This window comes from Candidatus Microbacterium phytovorans (assembly GCA_029202445.1).
Lineage (GTDB): Bacteria > Actinomycetota > Actinomycetes > Actinomycetales > Microbacteriaceae > Microbacterium > Microbacterium phytovorans.
The window spans coordinates 380,375-398,149 of sequence record CP119321.1; the positions used below are offsets into that span (position 1 = coordinate 380,375).

Below are 17,775 nucleotides of genomic sequence, written 5' to 3' on the forward strand. Positions count from 1 at the left end.
CGCGGCCCCCCGGGGCATCGGGTAACGTTGTGTGGATGCCGCGGCGGCGACGCCGGGGCGGGACAGCTGAAAAGGGAGGCACCTGTGGACATCGATCTGGGACTGCTGCGCACGGTCGAACGCGAGAAGGAGATCCCCTTCGAGGAACTCGTGCGGATCATCGAACAGGCCATCCTCACGGCCTACGCCAAGCACACCTCCCCGACCGGTGAGCTGCCCGAGGGCGCTCGCGCGGTGCTCGACCGCAAGTCCGGCCACGTGGCCGTGTTCGTCCCGCTGCTCGACGACGAGGGAGTCGTCATCGGCGAGGAGGAGTCGACTCCGGAGGACTTCGGCCGCATCGCCGCGTTCGCCGCCAAGCAGGTCATCAGCCAGCGGCTGCGCGACATCGCCGACGACGCGATCCTCGGGGAGTTCCGCGGCAAGGAGGGCGACATCGTCGCCGGTGTGATCCAGCAGGGACCCAATCCCCGCATGGTCCACGTCGATCTCGGCACGATCGAGGCGATCCTTCCGCCCGAGGAGCAGGTTCCCGGCGAGGACTACTCCCACGGTTCGCGCGTGCGCGTGTATGTGACCTCGGTCGCCAAGGGGATGAAGGGTCCGGCGATCACGGTCTCTCGCACCCACCCCGGCCTGGTGCGCAAGCTGTTCGCCCTCGAGGTGCCCGAGATCGCGTCGGGACTCGTCGAGATCGTCTCGCTCGCTCGCGAAGCCGGTCACCGCACCAAGATCGCTGTCAAGGCCAACGACCCTGCCATCAACGCCAAGGGCGCGTGCATCGGTGAGCTCGGGCGCCGCGTCCGGGCCGTCACCGAGGAGCTCGGCGGCGAGAAGATCGACATCGTCGACTACGACGCGGAGCTGGCGAAGTTCGTCGCCAACGCGCTCTCGCCCGCGAAAGTCACGTCGAGCTTCATCCTCGACGCGAACACCAAGGCCGTCCGCGCTCTCGTTCCCGACTATCAGCTGTCGCTGGCCATCGGCAAGGAGGGGCAGAACGCCCGCCTGGCGGCCAAGCTCACCGGCGCGAAGATCGACATCCAGCCTGACAGCATCCTGGAGTCGTGACGGCGACGACCGGCAACGGGGGTAGGATGGAACCTGTTCGAACGTGCGTGGGATGCCGCGCGCGTGCCTCCCGATCCTCACTCCTGAGGGTCGTCGCCCGGAACGGCGAGCTCGTCGCAGACGAGAAGGCCGTTCAGCCGGGTCGGGGCGCGTGGGTGCATGACACGGATGCGTGCGTGGACACCGCCATCCGGCGCCGCGCCTTCGGACGAGCATTGCGTGTGTCAGGCCCGCTTGACACGCAGACCTTTCAAACCACCCACCAGCGAAACGGCTGAACGGCTATGGACTCAAAGTGAACGGCTCGAAATGAGACCCGTCCGCACGTAACGGTCTGCCCTGTCCGGGGTAGGCCCCAGACAGGAGAATTGTGGCAAAACCACGCGTACACGAGATCGCTTCCGAACTCGGCGTCGACAGTAAAGTCGCCCTCGCGAAGCTGAAGGAGCTCGGCGAGTTCGTCAAGAGCCCCTCGTCCACCATCGAGCCCCCCGTGGCTCGCAAGCTCCGCGCGGCGCTCGAAGCAGAGGGCGCGGCCAAGCCCGCCGCTGCGCCCGCGCGTCCGTCGGCGAGCCCGGCATCCACCGGCGCCAAGCCCGGTCCCGCGCGTCCCGCGGCGCCGTCGGCCAAGCCCGCCCCGTCCGCTCCGGCTCCCGCCGCGCCCGCTGCTCCGGCTGCGGAGACGCCCGCCGCCTCCGCTCCGACGCCTGCTCCGGCGGCTCCGTCCGCTCCGGCGGAGGCGACGCCCGGCCCGGCCACTCCCGGCCCTGCGGCGCCCGCGGCACCGCGTCCCGGCGGCGCACGTCCCGGAAACAACCCGTTCGCGTCGTCGCAGGGCATGGGGCAGCGTCCCGCTGGCCCGCGTCCCGGCAACAACCCGTTCGCCTCGGCGCAGGGTATGGGCCAGCGGCCCACTCCCGGCAACATCCCGCGCCCGCAGGCTCCGCGTCCCGGTGCCCCGCGTCCCGGTGCCCCGCGGCCCGGCGGCGCCGGTCGTCCCGGCGGCGGCGGTCGTCCGGGTGCTCCCTTCCAGCAGCGTCCGGGCGGTCCCGGTCGCCCCGGTGGTGGTGGCGGCTTCCAGCGTCCGGGTGCTCCCGGTGCCGGTGCGCCCGGCGGCGGTTTCGCCGGTCGTCCCGGTGGCGGCGGTGGTCGCGGCCGTGGACCCGGCGGCGGCACGGCCGGTGCCTTCGGCAAGGGAGGCGGCAAGTCCAAGCAGCGTAAGTCGCGTCGGGCGAAGCGGCAGGAGTTCGAGATGCGGTCGGCGCCCGTCGTCGGCGGCGTCAACGTCTCCCGCGGCAACGGCGAGATCATCCGGCTGCGCCGCGGCGCGTCGATCGCCGACTTCGCCGACAAGCTCGAAGCACTGAACGGCTACACCGTCCAGCCCGGCACGCTCGTCACGATCCTCTTCAACCTGGGTGAGATGGCGACGGCGACCGAGTCGCTCGACGAGGCGACCTTCGAGGTCCTCGGTGCCGAGCTCGGTTACAAGATCCAGATGGTCTCGCCCGAGGACGAAGACAAGGAGCTCCTCGAGGGCTTCGGTCTCGACCTCGAGGCCGAGCTGGAGGCGGAGAGCGAGGACGACCTCGAGATCCGGCCTCCCGTCGTGACCGTCATGGGTCACGTCGACCACGGTAAGACGCGCCTTCTCGACGCGATCCGTCAGACCAACGTCGTGGCGGGCGAAGCGGGCGGCATCACGCAGCACATCGGTGCGTACCAGGTATGGACCGAGCACGAGGGTATCGAGCGCGCCATCACCTTCATCGACACCCCGGGTCACGAGGCGTTCACCGCCATGCGTGCCCGTGGTGCGCAGGTGACCGACCTCGCCATCCTGGTCGTGGCCGCCGACGACGGCATCATGCCGCAGACGGTCGAGGCGCTCAACCACGCGCAGGCCGCAGGTGTCCCGATCGTCGTGGCGGTCAACAAGATCGACAAGCCCGAAGCGAACCCCGCCAAGGTGCGTCAGCAGCTGACCGAGTACGGCCTTGTGGCCGAGGAGTACGGCGGCGACGTCATGTTCGTCGACGTCTCGGCCCGTCAGGGCATCGGCATCCAGGACCTTCTGGACGCCGTGCTGCTCACCGCCGACGCCGGTCTCGACCTCACGGCCAACCCGAACAAGGCGGCGCGAGGCGTCGCGATCGAAGCGAAGCTCGACAAGGGCCGCGGTTCGGTGGCGACCGTCCTCATCCAGTCCGGAACCCTCCGGGTAGGCGATGCGATCGTCGCGGGCACCGCCTACGGCCGCGTGCGCGCCATGATCGACGAGAACGGCGACCCGGTCGAGGAGGCCTACCCGTCGCGTCCCGTGCAGGTGCAGGGACTGAACTCCGTGCCGCGAGCCGGCGACACCTTCATCGTCACCGAGGAAGATCGCACGGCGCGTCAGATCGCTGAGAAGCGCGAGGCTGCCGAGCGCAACGCTCAGCTGGCGAAGGCCCGCAAGCGCATCTCGCTCGAGGACTTCACGCGTGCTCTCGAAGAGGGCAAGGTCGAGTCGCTCAACCTCATCATCAAGGGTGATGTCTCCGGTGCCGTCGAGGCGCTGGAGGAATCGCTCCTCAAGATCGAGGTCGACGACTCGGTGCAGCTGCGCATCATCCACCGCGGCGTCGGTGCGATCACCGAGTCCGACGTGAACCTCGCGACGATCGACAACGCGATCGTCATCGGCTTCAACGTACGTCCCGACGCGAAGGCGCGTGAGCGCGCTGCTCGCGAGGGTGTCGACATCCGCTTCTACTCCGTCATCTACAACGCGATCGACGACGTGGAGCAGTCGCTCACCGGCATGCTCAAGCCGGAGTACGAAGAGGTCCAGTCGGGTGTGGCCGAGATCCGCGAGGTGTTCCGCTCCTCGAAGTTCGGCAACATCGCCGGTGTCATCGTCCGCTCGGGCACGATCACGCGTAACGCCAAGGCGCGCGTCATCCGTGACGGTGTCGTGCTCGCCGATGGCCTCGCCATCGAGTCGCTGCGACGCTTCAAGGACGACGTCACCGAGGTGCGTACGGACTTCGAGGCCGGTATCGGGCTCGGCAAGTACAACGACATCCAGATCGGCGACGAGATCGAGACCACGGAAATGGTCGAGAAGCCGCGCGGCTGATCGTCTCGGTCGTAGCTGCGGCTACGGCCTCCGGACTCGGATGTCTCCTTTCGGCAACTGCGGGCCCCTGCCCCGATTGCCTCAGGGAGACATCCGAGTCCTCCGGCCTCCGTCTCCACGGGGGCCGCGCCCATCCCGCCGTGTGGCGAGGGGTAAAGCAGAGGAGAAGGACATGAGTTCGGAACGACAGGCACGACTGGCCGACCGCATCCGGGTGCTCATCGCGGAACGTCTCGACAAGGGGCTGCGCGACCCGCGGCTCGGGTTCGTGACGATCACCGACGTGCGCGTCACGGGTGACCTGCAGCACGCTTCCGTGTTCTACACGGTCTACGGGAGCGACCAGGAGCGCGCCGACTCTGCGGCAGCGCTCGCTTCGGCGACGGGCATGCTCCGCAGCGAGGTCGGGCGCCGCCTCGGCATCCGGCTCACCCCGACGTTGGAGTTCATCCACGACGCCCTGCCGGAGAACGCGGGTCACATCGAAGACCTGCTGCGTGAGGCGCGCGAGCGCGACGCCGCCGTCGCCGGTCTCGCGAGCGAAGCGCACTACGCCGGCGACGCCGACCCGTACGTCAAGCCGCGCGACGAAGACGCCGACGACTCCGACGACGACGACGAGGACGACGAGGACTAAGGAGCGTCATCGGCCCAGCCGACGGCCCCACTCCTGAGCGCGTTCCAGCTCGCCCTCCTCCAGGGGGCCGGCCTTCGTGATCACGAAGAAGTCTTCGACGTCGCGCGCCACGGTGTCGTGAGCTCGGAGCGCTTTCGCGGCTGACTTGGCCGCCGACCCCGAGACGAACGAGTGTCCCTGCCGTGTGGAGAAGGTCACCACGCGCGGCACGGGCAGAGGCGTCGGCAGCCCGTGAAGCCATTCGCGCACACCGCGACCCGTTCCGGGAGCGCCGTCGTTCGCAGCCGACGCCCTCGTCTCGGGGCGCGACAGCGAGAACGCATGCGTCGGGCCGCCGATGACCAGGAGATCGACGTCGTCGGGCAGGGTATCGGGGGCGTCGTCCACGGCCACCAGGCCGACCTGGCCGCTCTCGCCCAGACCGCTCGCGATGGCGCGTGCGACGCGCTCGGTGTTGCCGTACTGCGACTCGAACACGATGAGGCTGTTCATGGTGCGCACTCTAGGCTCGGACCGGGTGTGCCCGCCGGCCGCCGGCCCGTGAAAAGCCCGGGCTCAGGAGGGGCCGAGGGGAAGGCGGAGCCGACCGTGAAGCGCCTCGGCCAGGCCGTCCGCAACGAGGGAGTCGATCGCGCGATCGCGCTGCGCGGCATCGGGCCAGTCGGCGAGGACACCCTTCAGGTCCACCGGCTCCGGCGCGGCCTCGCGGAGCACGCGCAGCAGCGCCCCGCGCGCCTGCCGATCACTGCCCTCGTAACGCGCCTGGCGGCGGCGGGTATCGCCCGTGTCCGGGTAGCCGGCGGCCCGCCACGCACAGCGATCGGCGAGCGGACAGCGCTCGCAGCGCGGTGACCGCGCGGTGCAGACCGTGGCGCCGAGCTCCATCGCGGCCGCATTCACGCCGGCCGCGGCGACATCGTCGTCGGGGAGGATGGCATCCATGGCAGCGAGATCGCTCTTCGCGGGTGGTCCGGGCTGGGAGCGACCGTCGACGGCGCGCGCGAGCACGCGTCTCGTGTTCGTGTCGACGACAGGATGCCGGTCGCCGAAGGCGAACACCGCCACCGCGCGTGCCGTGTAGTCGCCGATCCCCGTGAGCGCCAGGAGGGCATCGACGTCACGCGGGACCTCGCCGTCGTGACGATCGCGGATCTCCACAGCGGCACGGTGAAGCCACAGCGCCCGTCGGGGGTACCCGAGGTTCGCCCATTGCTGCACCGCGTCGGCCGGTGCGGCGGCGGCGAGGTGTGCGGCCGTGGGCCAGCGTGCGAGCCAGGCCTCCAGGTGCGGGATCACCCGGGCGACGGGCGTCTGCTGGAGCATGAACTCGCTGACCAGAATGCCCCACGCGCCGAACCCGTGCTCGCGCCACGGCAGTTCCCTCGCGTGGGTGCGATACCACGCCAGCAGCGGGGTCGCGAGGTCGGGCACCCGCTCAGCCTACGTCGCTCAGGGCTCCGCCTCCGCGCCGTAGGCTGGACGCATGCGTCTGCCGGTCACCCCCGCCTCCACGCTCTGGCGTTCGTTGCGTGACGAGGTGCGTCGCGACTATCCGCGGGGGCGTGTGATGGTCGCCGTCGACGGGGAAGACGGTGCGGGCAAGACCCGTTTCGCCGACAACCTCGCCACTGTGTTCGCCGAAGACGGGAGTGCGGTCTTCCGCGCATCGATCGACGGCTTCCACCGTCCCCGGCAGGAACGCTACGCGCGCGGTCGCACCTCGCCTGAGGGGTTCTACGCCGACTCCTACGACTACGCCACTTTCCGCCGCGTGCTCGTCGACCCGTTCCGATCGGGAGCCGTCGCCGACACGGGCTTCCAGCTCGCCGCCTTCGACGTGACGCGCGACGAACCAGTCGCCTCCGAGTGGGTCACCGCCCCGCGCGACGCCGTCCTCATCGTCGACGGGATCTTCCTCCACCGGCCGGAGCTACGCGGAATCTGGCACTGGTCCGTGTGGCTCGATGCTCCGCTCGACGTGCGATACGAGCGCATGGCGGCCCGCGACGGCTCTGATCCCGACCCGGCATCCGAGCGCAATCGGCGCTACCGCGTCGGGCAGGAGCTGTACCTGCGGGAGGCGAATCCGCGCGCCGCTGCCTCGGCGATCGTCGACAACACCGACCCGGCCGCACCCCGGCGCACCTTCCAGGACTTCTGCTGATGGCGGCTGCACCCGCCCCGCAGGGCATCCTCCTCGTAGACAAGCCCGGGGGCATGACCAGTCACGACGTCGTCGCTCGCGCCCGGCGTGCGCTGGCGACCCGGAAGATCGGGCACGCGGGCACACTGGACCCGATGGCCACGGGCCTCCTCGTGCTGGGAGTGGGCGGCGCGACACGGCTCCTCACCTACCTCGTCGGGCTCGACAAGACCTACGCCGCGACGATCCGCCTCGGCGTGGCCACCGATTCCGACGACGCCGACGGTGTGGAGACGGCGCGCGCCGACTCCGCACGCGTGGATGCCGTGACCGACGCGCAGGTGGCCGACGGCATCCGTGCGCTGACCGGGCGCATCTCCCAGGTGCCGAGCACCGTGTCGGCCATCAAGGTCGGCGGACGCCGGGCCTACGACCTGGCACGCGCGGGGGAGCAGGTCGAATTGCGGGCTCGCGAAGTGACCGTGTCACGCTTCGAGGCACTCACCGCACGCCGCACCGCCGGCATCCTCGACCTGGACGTCGTCGTCGACTGCTCCAGCGGCACCTACATTCGTGCGCTCGCCCGCGACCTCGGCGCCGGTCTCGGCGTCGGCGGCCATCTGACGGCGCTACGACGCACGCGGATCGGTCCGTTCGAGGTCTCCGACGCCGCGACCGAGATCGTGCCGGACATCCCGCTCCGCGCAGCGGCGGAGGTGGCCGGCTCTGTGCTCGGCGTCTTGGCGGTCTCGTCGGACGAGGCGCGCGACCTCCGTCACGGCAAGCGTCTCGTCGGCGCGGCGGCACGCATCGCCGCCGGAACGCCCGCCGCGCTCGATCCCGACGGCCGCCTCGTGGGGATCGTCGGCGTTCGCGGCGACGACGTCAAGAGCATCATGAACATGCCCGAGGAGGCCGCCGAATGATCCTGTGGTTCACGATCGCGCAGATCGCGGTGGCCGCGGGAGCCGGCGTGCTCTGCGTCGTCGCCGGCCTCGCCGGGCGGCGACCGGGAGATGTGACCGTCGGGAGTCTCGCGCTGCTGCTGCTCGCGCTCATCGCACAGGTCGTTGTAGCCGTCGTGGCGCCGTTCGCCGGGAACTCCCCGAGCGGAAGCCTCCTGGAGTTCTGGGTCTACCTGATCTCGGCCGTGCTGCTCCCGCCGCTCGCTGTCGGCTGGGCGCTCGTGGAACGCAGTCGGTGGAGCACGGTCATCATGGGGATCGCAGCGCTGTCCGTCGCCGTCATGGTGTGGCGCATGTACGTGATCTGGACGGTCCAGGTGGGCTGATCCGAATCGACCTCCCTCCGGCCCCGCCTATCATTGACGAGTCATGTCTTCGCCTCGTCCCCGGATGACCGGAATCGGTCGTGTGCTCGTCATCGTCTACGCGATCATGGCGCTCGCCGCCACCGGCCGCTCGTTCGTGCAGATCGTCGAGGACTTCGAGGTCGCGCCGGTCGCCTACAGCCTCTCGGCAGCGGCCGCCGTCGTTTACATCGTCGCCACCGTCGCTCTCGTGAACGCGGGTTCCCCCGGCTGGTACCTCGTCGCGTGGATCGCGATCTGCTTCGAGCTCGCGGGCGTGCTGATCGTGGGCACGCTCAGCTTCGCGGCGCCGGAGCTCTTCGCGCACGACGCGACCGTGTGGTCGGGCTACGGCTACGGCTACTTCTGGGTGCCCCTGGTACTCCCGATGCTCGGCCTGTGGTGGCTGGTCAAAGGAGGGCGGGAGAGCGCCGAAGCGCCGCCCGCGCTGGTCGAGGAGGGATCGTCGTGGTGATCGTGTTTCACGACCCGTCCGAGGTGCCGGCCGGCTTCGGGCCGAGCGTCGTCGCCATCGGCAAGTTCGACGGGGTCCACTCCGGGCATCGAGCCGTCGTGGCGCGCGCCCGTATCGAAGCCGAGGGCACGGGGGCGCGTGTCGTGGCGGTGACCTTCGATCGCAATCCGTTGAGCTTCCTCCGGCCCGACCTGTGCCCGCAGCCGCTGTCGAGCCTGGACCAGAAGATCGATCTCCTGGCGGGGGAGGGTGTCGATGCCGTCCTCGTCCTCGCCTTCGACGCCGACCTGGCGGCGGTACCGGCTCGTGCCTTCGTGGAGCGCTTCCTCGTCGAGGCGCTCGGGGCGACCACGGTCATGGTGGGCGATGACTTCCGCTTCGGACGCGGCGGTGAGGGCGATCCCGACCTGCTGCGCGAGCTGGGGCGCGAGCTGGGATTCTCGGTCGACGTCGTGGGCGACGTCCAGGGTGCCGGGCGTCGCGTGTCCTCCACCTGGGTGCGGTCGCTTCTGGAGGCCGGCGACGTGGAGGGTGCGGGCCGACTGCTCGGTCGACCCCACACGATGCGCGGCGAGGTCGTCCACGGGCTCAAGCGCGGCAGGGAACTCGGGTTTCCCACGGCGAATCTCTCCGCGGATGCCGAGGGGTTCATCCCCGCCGACGGCGTCTACGCGGGCTGGCTGGTCGACCAGGGTCCCGTCGACGCGTCGTCGCGAGCCGTGACGAAGTACCCCGCGGCGATCTCGGTGGGGACCAACCCGACCTTCGACGACGTGCCCGTCCGTCAGGTCGAGGCGTACGTGCTCGACGAGACGAGCCTCGATCTCTACGGCCACCGCGTCGAGGTGCAGTTCACGCACCGCATCCGCGGCATGGTCGCCTTCGAGGGGATCGAGCCCCTTCGCGTGCAGATGGCCGACGATGTCGACCGCGTGCGGAAGGCCCTCGCGGGCTGACGGAAGGTCAGTACGACGACGCGTGCACGGCGCCCGTGGCTTCGCCGCCGGCGTCGATGCGACGCGCCTCACCGAGGATCACGGCGCTGCCGCTGGTGCCCAGCCGGGTCGCGCCCGCCTCGAGCATCGCCAACGCGTCGGCGTAGCTGCGGACACCGCCGGATGCCTTGACCTGCACGTCGGGGCCGACGTTCTCCCGCATGAGGGCGACGTGGGCGACGGTGGCGCCGCCGCCGGCGAAACCGGTCGACGTCTTCACGAAGTGGGCGCCTCCCGCCTCTGTGAGGCGGCTTCCGCGGGCGATCTGCTCGTCGTCGAGCAGCGCAGTCTCGAGGATCACCTTGGTCACGTGGCCTTCGGCGGCGGCCACGACGGCACGGATGTCGGCGACGACGGCGTGGTCGAACCCGGAGCGGAGCGCCCCGATGTTGATGACCATGTCGAACTCGACAGCGCCGTCGGCGAGAGCCTGCTGCACTTCGGCGACCTTCGCGGCGGTGGAAGTGGTGCCGTGCGGGAAGCCGATGACGGTGCCGACCGCGACGTCCGTCTCGGCGAGCCGGGAGACCGCGTGCGGGATGTCGCTCGGACGCACGCAGACGCTGAAGACGCCCCATTCGGCGGCAATGTCGAGTTCGGCGTCGACGTCGGCGCGCGTGAGTTCGGGCTTGAGGATCGCGTGGTCGAGGGTGGCTGCCAGCGCGCGCTCAGAGATGTGGGGCATACCGCCAGCGTACGCCTGGGAATACCCCAGGGGGGTATCATCGTTATCGTTCGAGAACCGTGAGGAGCACGCATGAACGTTCAGACCTACACCGTCGAAGGCATGACCTGCGGGCACTGCGCCGCCGCCGTGAGCCGCGAGGTGTCGGCGCTCGAGGGCGTCACCGACACCGCGGTCGATGTCGCCGCCGGCACCCTCACCGTGACCGCAGCGTCAACCCCGAGCGACGAGGCCGTCTCGGCGGCCGTGACCGAAGCGGGCTACACGCTCGTCGGTCGCGCCTGACCCATCACCGTTCACGACACTCACCATCAGGGAGGCCACGGATGTCGCAGACCACCGGTCCCGACCAGCGAGACGCCGTCCTCGACATCGAGGGCATGACGTGCGCGAGCTGCGTCGCCCGCGTCGAGAAGCGGCTGTCCACCGTGGCGGGCGTCACGGCATCCGTCAATCTCGCCACGGAGTCGGCGCGTGTCACCTACCCCGCAGACCTCGACCCGCAGCGCCTCGTCGAGGCCGTCCGTGAGGCGGGCTACGACGGCCGCGTGCGATCGCCGCGCCGGGCGAGCGGCCCGGATCACGACGACGATCATCCCGGCACCCATGGGGAAGGTGGCCACACCCACGACATCGAGGACCGACCCGGGGCCGTGACGCTGCGCACCCGGCTCCTCGTGAGCGCCGTGCTCGCGGTGCCGGTGGTGGCCCTCGGGATGGTGCCCGCGTGGCAGTTCCCCGCCTGGCAATGGGTCTCGCTGGTCCTGACCACCCCCATCGTCGTATGGGGCGGGTGGCCCTTCCACCGGGCGACCTTCGCCAACGCCCGCCACGGCGCCATGACGATGGACACGCTGATCACCCTCGGCACCGCCGCCGCCTACCTCTGGAGCGTGTGGGCGCTGCTGTTCGGCTCGGCCGGACGCATCGGCATGATGCACGAGGTGACGCTGTTCGGCGTTCCGCACGACGCGACCTCCCTCATCTACTTCGAGGTGGCAGCCGCCGTCACCGTGTTCCTTCTCCTCGGCCGTTTCGTCGAGCAGCGCTCGAAGCGGCGTGCGGGGGCGGCGCTGCGCGCCCTCATGGAACTGGGCGCGAAGGACGTCGAGCTCGAGGATGGCCGCCGCGTGCCCGTCGACGCGCTCCGACCGGGTGACGTGTTCGTCGTCCGCCCGGGGGAGAAGATCGCCACCGACGGTCGCGTCCGCAGCGGAGGCGCGTCGGTCGATCAGAGCATGCTCACGGGGGAGTCGGTCCCCGTCGAAGTGGCCGCGGGCGACGACGTCACCGGCGGCACCATCTCCGTCGACGGTCGCCTGGTCGTGGCGGCGACGTCTGTCGGCGAAGACACTCGACTGGCGCACATGGCGCGGCTCGTCGAGGAGGCGCAGGCGGGCAAGAGCCGCGTGCAGCGCCTCGCCGATCGCATCTCCGCCGTCTTCGTCCCGATCGTCATCGGACTCGCCGTCCTCACGCTCCTGCTGTGGATCGTGACGGGCCAGCCGGTCTCCCTCGGGTTCACCGCCGCCGTTGCGGTGCTCATCATCGCGTGCCCGTGCGCGCTGGGTCTTGCGACACCGATCGCGATCCTCGTCGGCACGGGGCGCGGTGCGCAGCTCGGCATCCTCATCACGGGCCCCGAGGCGCTCGAAGGCGCCGAGAAGATCGACACCGTGGTGCTCGACAAGACCGGGACCGTCACGGAAGGGCGCATGACCGTCGCCTCGGTCGTCACCGTCGAAGACACGGATGCCGATGTCGTCGCCCACCTGGTCGGCTCGCTCGAGTCCGCCTCCGAGCACCCGATCGCTCGGGCGCTCGGCGCTCTGGCGACGGCCCCCGCGCCCGTCGAGGAGTTCGCGGGACTCGCCGGGCGCGGCGTGACGGGAACCGTGGACGGGCGCGCTGTGTTCGCCGGTCGTGCATCGTTCGCGGCAGAGATGCTCGGAAACGGCCTCACCGACGAGGTGGCGGCGGCCGTGACAGTCGCGGAGGACTCGGGTGCCACAGCGGTCGTGGCGGGGTGGGACGGCCACGTGCGCGCCGTCATCGCCGTGGCCGACACCGTGCGGCCCGACAGCGCCGCCACCGTCGCGCGCCTGCGCGAGCTCGGCTTGCACGTCGTTCTCCTGACCGGTGACAACCCCGGGGCCGCGGGCGCGGTCGCGAGTTCGACGGGTATCGACACGGTGATCGCCGGCGTGCTGCCCGAGCAGAAGGTCGCCGAGGTCCGTCGGCTTCAGGCCGAGGGCCGCCGCGTCGCGATGGTCGGCGACGGCGTCAACGACGCGGCCGCGCTCGCGACCGCCGATCTCGGCATCGCGATGGGCGGCGGGACCGACGCGGCCCTCCACGCGAGCGACATCTCCCTGGCCGGGAGCGGGCTTGCTCCCGTCGTCACGGCGATCATGCTGAGCCGTCGCACGATGCGCGTCATCCGCGGCAATCTGTTCTGGGCCTTCGCCTACAACGTCGCCGCGCTGCCGCTGGCAGCGCTGGGGCTGCTCAACCCCATGATCGCTGGCGCCGCGATGGCCTTTTCGAGCGTCTTCGTCGTGCTCAACAGTCTGCGACTCCGCGCGGCGGGATGACCGATCACGCTACAATGACCGCTGGGCCCTTCGTCCGTCGTCGCCGCAGCTCGCAGAAGCGAGTACCCGCAGCCGGCGTATGAAGACCCGAAACTCACACCGCGGCATCACGTCGCGACACGACCGCCCGTTCACGGTACGAGCGGGCAGCACCGGCATCCGCCGGTCCACACGCTCAGGAGGAGCATGCCGACTACGGCACCCACTGCCGCACCCACGTCGTCGAACCGTCGCCGCCGCGGCTCTTCGGCGCGTCGCGAAGACGACGCGCCCCTGATTCCGATCCTCGCCCGAAAGGTGCGCGAGGTCGAGGCCAAAGCGCAGCGCGGCAAGCTCGGCCCGACCAACCGGGTCAAGTTCCAGGTCATCGCCTTCCTCGTGCGCGAGGAGCGCGCGCGGGTGAAAGCGGAGGCGGAGATCCCGGCCGCGACACGCGCCGAGCTGCTCAAGCGGCTCGACGGCGTCGCGACGATCCTCGCCAAGACCGCCGCACGCGACACCTCGCTGATCCAGCTCCTCGAGGTCGATCAGGCCGCGTCTCCCGTCGCGCGACGCATGCGCCGGGACTGGCTGCTCGAGTCGGGCGCCGACCTCGCCGAGGACGAGCTCATCATCACCGATGCCGCGCCGGTCCAGGCGCCCGTCGTGCCCGCCGCTCTCGCCGAGCGGCAGGTCGTGCCGCCGCAGATCGAGGCGCGTCGCGAGGCGAACCCGTTCCTGGCCCCCGACCTCGCGCTTCGAGCGCCGGTCGAGAACGTGCGCCGCCGTCTGGACGGCTGGGAACTCATGGGCCCGCTCTACAAGGCGTTCGAGATGGGCGCCGGAGGCGGCGCCGCGTCGATGGACCTCCCGCCCGTCCCCGAGTTCGACCGGCTCTCGCCGCGCGGCCTCGAGGTCATGGCGCACCAGTCCCGTTTCCTCGAGGCGGTGCGCCTCGGCCACCGCAGCTTCCTGCTCGCCGACGAGCCGGGCCTCGGCAAGACCGCCCAGTCGGTGCTCGCGGCATCCGTCGCCGATGCCTACCCGCTGCTGGCGGTCGTCCCCAACGTCGTCAAGATGAACTGGGCCCGCGAGGTCGAGCGGTGGACTCCGCAGCGTCGTGCCACGGTCATCCACGGCGACGGCGACACGGTCGACGCCTTCGCCGATGTCTTCATCGTCAACTACGAAGTGCTCGATCGGCATCTGTCGTGGCTCGGCGAGATCGGGCTGCGCGGCATGGTCGTCGACGAGGCGCACTTCATCAAGAACCTCACGTCGCAGCGGTCGCAGAATGTCCTCGCACTGGCGGGACGCATCCGCGGGCAGGTGCGCGATCCGCTCATGCTGGCTCTCACGGGCACGCCCCTGATCAACGACGTCGAAGACTTCGACGCCATCTGGCGCTTCCTCGGCTGGACCAACGGTGAGAAGCCCGGTCCGACCCTCATGCAGCGCCTCGACGCGACGGGGCTGACGCCGGCCGACAAGGCGTTCTATCCGGAAGCCCGCGACGCGGTGATCTCGCTCGGGATCGTGCGGCGCAAGAAGAAGGATGTCGCCGCCGACCTTCCCGACAAGCTCGTGGCGGACCTGCCCGTGGAGCTGGACGACGAGTTCGGACGGTCGATCCGCGCTGCCGAGCAGGAGCTCGGACAGCGCCTGGCCGCCAAGTACCGCCGGATCGTCGAAGCGCGCGGCGATCGCGTCGTCCTCGACGACATCGACGAGGACATCGTGCGCCTCGTCGCCCACGGCGAACTCGAAGAGTCCAAGGCTGCCGGCACCGGCGCGGACAACGTCTTCACGATGGTCCGCAAGATCGGCCAGGCCAAGGCGTTGCTCGCGGCGGACTACGCCGTGCAGCTGCAGCGTTCGGTGGGCAAGGTGGTCTTCTTCGCGAAGCACATCGACGTGATGGATGCCGCGGAGGCGCACTTCGCCGCCGCGGGACTGCGCACCGTGTCGATCCGAGGCGACCAGACCACGCCCGCACGCCAGCAGGCCATCGATGCCTTCAACGGCGAGGACGATGTCGCGATCGCGGTCTGCTCGCTCACCGCGGCCGGTGTCGGACTCAACATGCAGGCGGCCTCGAACGTCGTCCTCGCGGAGCTGTCGTGGACGGCTGCCGAGCAGACGCAGGCGATCGACCGCGTCCACCGCATCGGGCAGGACGAGCCTGTCACGGCGTGGCGCATCATCGCCGCCCACACGATCGACACGAAGATCGCCGAGCTCATCGATTCGAAGCAGGGCCTCGCCCAGCGCGCGCTCGACGGCGACCAGGTCGACCCGAGCTCGAGCGACTCGGTGCAACTGTCGGCGCTCATGCACCTGCTCCGCGAGGCTCTCGGCGCATTCTGACCGCGGTGGCACCGCGTCCGTCGTCCCTCGGGTTATCGACGGCGGGCGTGGTGGCACGGGCAGTCCAGCGACGATAGTGTCAGGGAGGCAGCGTCGCCACCAGCTCCATCCCGAACACCTGAAGGATCTCTCCATGAAGATCGGCATCCTGACCAGCGGCGGCGACTGCCCCGGGCTGAACGCCGTCATCCGCGGTCTCGTGCTCAAGGGCACGACGACCTACAACATCGAGTTCGTCGGCATCCGCGACGGCTGGCGAGGCGTCGTCGACGGCGACTTCTTCCCGCTCACGCGACACGAGGTCAAGGGCCTCTCCAAGGTCGGCGGCACGATACTCGGCACGAGCCGCACGAACCCCTACGAGGGACCGCGGGGCGGAGCCGAGAACATCGCCAAGACCCTCTACGGCCACCGCATCGACGGCATCGTCGCGATCGGCGGTGAGGGTACGCTCGCCGCCGCCAACCGTCTCTACGGCGATGGCATCAACGTCCTCGGCGTCCCGAAGACCATCGACAACGATCTCCGGGCCACCGACTACTCGTTCGGTTTCGACACGGCCGTCAACATCGCCACCGAGGCGATGGACCGGCTGCGCACCACCGGTGACTCTCACCAGCGCTGCATGGTGGCGGAGGTCATGGGCCGTCACGTCGGGTGGATCGCCCTGCATTCGGGCATCGCTGCCGGTGCCCACGTGATCTGCATCCCCGAGGTGCCCATGTCGCTCGACGACATCGCCGCCCAGGTGCAGAAGGCGCACGACCGCGGTCGCGCGCCGCTCGTGGTCGTCTCGGAGGGCTTCAAGCTCCTCGGACAGGACGAGGCCTACTCCGACAAGGGGCTCGACGCGTTCAACCGTCCGCGGCTCGGAGGAATCAGCGAGGTGCTCGCCCCCGAGATCGAGCGCATCACCGGCATCGAGACGCGGGCGACCGTGCTGGGCCACATCCAGCGCGGCGGATCGCCGTCGGCTTTCGACCGCGTGCTGGCCACGCGCCTCGGCCTGCACGCCGCCGACGCGGTCGTCGAAGCCGCGTGGGGTCAGATGGTCTCCATGAAGGGGACCGACATCGTGCGGGTTCCGTTCGAGGAGGCGCTCGGCGAGCTGAACACCGTGCCCCACTACCGCTACGAAGAGGCCGCCGCCCTCTTCGGCTGAGTCGCCGCCGCGGGGCCTGGTCTCGCGTCGGCTGCGTGTTCCCGTTCGGGTCTGGCATGTCCCGGTTCGGGTGTGGCATGTCTCAGTTTCGGTCGGCCGTGTCCCACTTCGGGTGTGGCATGTCCCACTTCCGGTTAGTCATGTCCCGCTTTCGGTTGTTCTCGCAGGTCGAGAACAGCCGATAGTGGGACATGACTGTCCCGCGCGCTCCTCCACAGTGCGCCGAAGTAGCAGCGATTCCCCGACTTTGTGACTCAGCCTCGCCGGCTGCCGGTTATCGGTCAGGGTGGGCGACATGACGCCCCGCACGCCGCTGACTTCCTCCCTGCCGACCTCGTTCAGTGTGGCCCAGGCGACAGCTGCCGGAGTTCCGCGCGGGCGTCTTCGCACGAGGACGCTCGACCGGCCGTTCCACGGCGTGCGGTCACGGCGGACCGGTGAGTCCGCGGGCCTCGTGGCGCTGTGTCACGCGTATGCCCCTCGCCTCCGTGACGGCCAGTTCTTCAGCCACGAGACTGCCCTCCTGCTGCACGGGGCGCCGATGCCCGAGTGGCCCTACATGCCTGCCCTCCATGTGTCGGCGCATCGCCCGCTGCGCGAGCCCCGTACGCGTGGAATCACCGGCCACCGGCTGCAAGGACGCGGCTCCGCGGTGCGAAACCTGGCGGGACTCCCCGTCGAGGATCCGGTGCGGGCGTGGCGGCAGTGCGGGTCGCTCTGGACAGTCGGCGATCTTGTGGCAGCCGCGGACTTCCTTCTCACCGGCTCCCGGCCGCCGGTGACCGTCGCAGAACTGCGCGGCGAGGTGGCGCGGATGGGCGATGTGCGCCACGGCATCCTGTCTCGTGCCCTCGACGACGTGCGAGCCGGAGTGCGCTCGGCGCGGGAGACCCGGTTGCGGCTCCTCCTGCGGGATGCCGGGCTTCCCGAGCCCCAGACGGCCTGGAATCTCTACGACGAGCGTGGCACGTTCGTCGCGGAGCTCGACCTCGGGTACCCGGAACTCGGGGTGGGGATCGAGTACGACGGCCGCGTCCACGCGCAGGACGCTCGACAGTTCGCGCGAGACGCGGACCGGTGGGATGCCGTCCGGGCGCTGGGGGTGGATTTGGTCCGCATCCTGTCGCACCATCTCGACGGAGATGGGTTCGCCGCGGTGGAGAAGGTTCGCGCTGCGCTCGCCCGCGCGGGCGCCGGACCGCTCCACTGACCTAGCCCAGGGCGGTCATGTCCCACT

17 protein-coding genes are annotated in these 17,775 nt (G+C 70.2%); 14 read left to right on the top strand and 3 right to left on the bottom strand.

Translation table 11 applies throughout. From position 1 onward, the window contains the following. Positions 1–84 precede the first annotated feature (84 nt). The 4 genes from nusA (at position 85) to rbfA (ending at position 4,829) form a co-directional block, all read left to right on the top strand. Entirely contained in the window at positions 85–1,071 is a 987-nt protein-coding gene (gene nusA / locus P0Y48_01765; GenBank protein ID WEK13965.1) for a transcription termination factor NusA, read from the top strand. A 26-nt stretch (positions 1,072–1,097) separates the two neighbouring features. After that, on the top strand, positions 1,098–1,349 hold the full coding sequence (locus P0Y48_01770; protein WEK14982.1) for a YlxR family protein: 252 nt from the start codon (positions 1,098–1,100) through the stop codon (positions 1,347–1,349). A gap of 92 nt (positions 1,350–1,441) precedes the next feature. Beyond that, a complete protein-coding gene (infB, locus tag P0Y48_01775) occupies positions 1,442–4,192 on the top strand; it encodes a translation initiation factor IF-2 (protein WEK13966.1) in 2,751 nt (916 codons plus the stop codon). A 172-nt stretch (positions 4,193–4,364) separates the two neighbouring features. Then, entirely contained in the window at positions 4,365–4,829 is a 465-nt protein-coding gene (gene rbfA, locus P0Y48_01780) for a 30S ribosome-binding factor RbfA (protein ID WEK13967.1), read from the top strand. A gap of 6 nt (positions 4,830–4,835) precedes the next feature. Here rbfA and P0Y48_01785 read toward each other — a convergent pair whose 3' ends face one another. Both P0Y48_01785 and P0Y48_01790 read right to left on the bottom strand, forming a co-directional pair. Then, the gene (locus tag P0Y48_01785; protein WEK13968.1) at positions 4,836–5,321 is read right to left on the bottom strand and encodes a flavodoxin domain-containing protein; all 486 of its coding nucleotides are present in this window, start codon (positions 5,319–5,321) and stop codon (positions 4,836–4,838) included. Positions 5,322–5,384: 63 nt separating this feature from the next. After that, the gene (locus P0Y48_01790; GenBank protein WEK13969.1) at positions 5,385–6,260 is read right to left on the bottom strand and encodes an A/G-specific adenine glycosylase; all 876 of its coding nucleotides are present in this window, start codon (positions 6,258–6,260) and stop codon (positions 5,385–5,387) included. 52 nt (positions 6,261–6,312) lie between these two features. Between P0Y48_01790 and P0Y48_01795 the strand changes: the two genes are divergently transcribed. Genes P0Y48_01795 through P0Y48_01815 form a run of 5 tightly spaced genes read left to right on the top strand, consistent with a single transcriptional unit; the run spans position 6,313 to position 9,712 of the window. Next, the gene (locus P0Y48_01795; protein WEK13970.1) at positions 6,313–6,993 is read left to right on the top strand and encodes a uridine kinase; all 681 of its coding nucleotides are present in this window, start codon (positions 6,313–6,315) and stop codon (positions 6,991–6,993) included. After that, positions 6,993–7,898 carry a tRNA pseudouridine(55) synthase TruB gene (gene truB / locus P0Y48_01800; protein WEK13971.1) on the top strand — a complete coding sequence of 302 codons (906 nt, stop codon included), beginning with the start codon at positions 6,993–6,995 and terminating at the stop codon, positions 7,896–7,898. Before P0Y48_01795 ends, truB begins: the two co-directional genes overlap by 1 nt. Continuing rightward, on the top strand, positions 7,895–8,263 hold the full coding sequence (locus P0Y48_01805; protein ID WEK13972.1) for a hypothetical protein: 369 nt from the start codon (positions 7,895–7,897) through the stop codon (positions 8,261–8,263). Before truB ends, P0Y48_01805 begins: the two co-directional genes overlap by 4 nt. Before the next feature lie 43 nt (positions 8,264–8,306). After that, positions 8,307–8,756, top strand: coding sequence for a hypothetical protein (locus P0Y48_01810; GenBank protein WEK13973.1), 450 nt, complete (start codon positions 8,307–8,309; stop codon positions 8,754–8,756). After that, positions 8,753–9,712: a bifunctional riboflavin kinase/FAD synthetase gene (locus P0Y48_01815; protein WEK14983.1), complete on the top strand. Its 960-nt coding sequence runs from the start codon at positions 8,753–8,755 to the stop codon at positions 9,710–9,712. Before P0Y48_01810 ends, P0Y48_01815 begins: the two co-directional genes overlap by 4 nt. Before the next feature lie 7 nt (positions 9,713–9,719). Here the strand turns inward: P0Y48_01815 and deoC are convergent, their stop codons facing one another. Further along, entirely contained in the window at positions 9,720–10,436 is a 717-nt protein-coding gene (gene deoC, locus P0Y48_01820; protein ID WEK13974.1) for a deoxyribose-phosphate aldolase, read from the bottom strand. A gap of 72 nt (positions 10,437–10,508) precedes the next feature. On the opposite strand from deoC, the gene P0Y48_01825 reads away from it, so the two are divergent. From P0Y48_01825 to P0Y48_01845, 5 genes are all read left to right on the top strand, one after another. After that, positions 10,509–10,721, top strand: a complete 213-nt coding sequence (locus P0Y48_01825) for a heavy-metal-associated domain-containing protein (protein ID WEK13975.1) — start codon at positions 10,509–10,511, stop codon at positions 10,719–10,721. Between the two features lie 41 nt (positions 10,722–10,762). After that, positions 10,763–13,030, top strand: a complete 2,268-nt coding sequence (locus P0Y48_01830) for a heavy metal translocating P-type ATPase (protein ID WEK13976.1) — start codon at positions 10,763–10,765, stop codon at positions 13,028–13,030. Positions 13,031–13,216: 186 nt separating this feature from the next. Continuing rightward, positions 13,217–15,376, top strand: a complete 2,160-nt coding sequence (locus P0Y48_01835) for a DEAD/DEAH box helicase (GenBank protein WEK13977.1) — start codon at positions 13,217–13,219, stop codon at positions 15,374–15,376. Between the two features lie 133 nt (positions 15,377–15,509). Continuing rightward, on the top strand, positions 15,510–16,538 hold the full coding sequence (locus P0Y48_01840) for an ATP-dependent 6-phosphofructokinase (GenBank protein ID WEK13978.1): 1,029 nt from the start codon (positions 15,510–15,512) through the stop codon (positions 16,536–16,538). 295 nt (positions 16,539–16,833) lie between these two features. After that, on the top strand, positions 16,834–17,748 hold the full coding sequence (locus P0Y48_01845; GenBank protein WEK13979.1) for a hypothetical protein: 915 nt from the start codon (positions 16,834–16,836) through the stop codon (positions 17,746–17,748). Positions 17,749–17,775 lie beyond the last annotated feature (27 nt).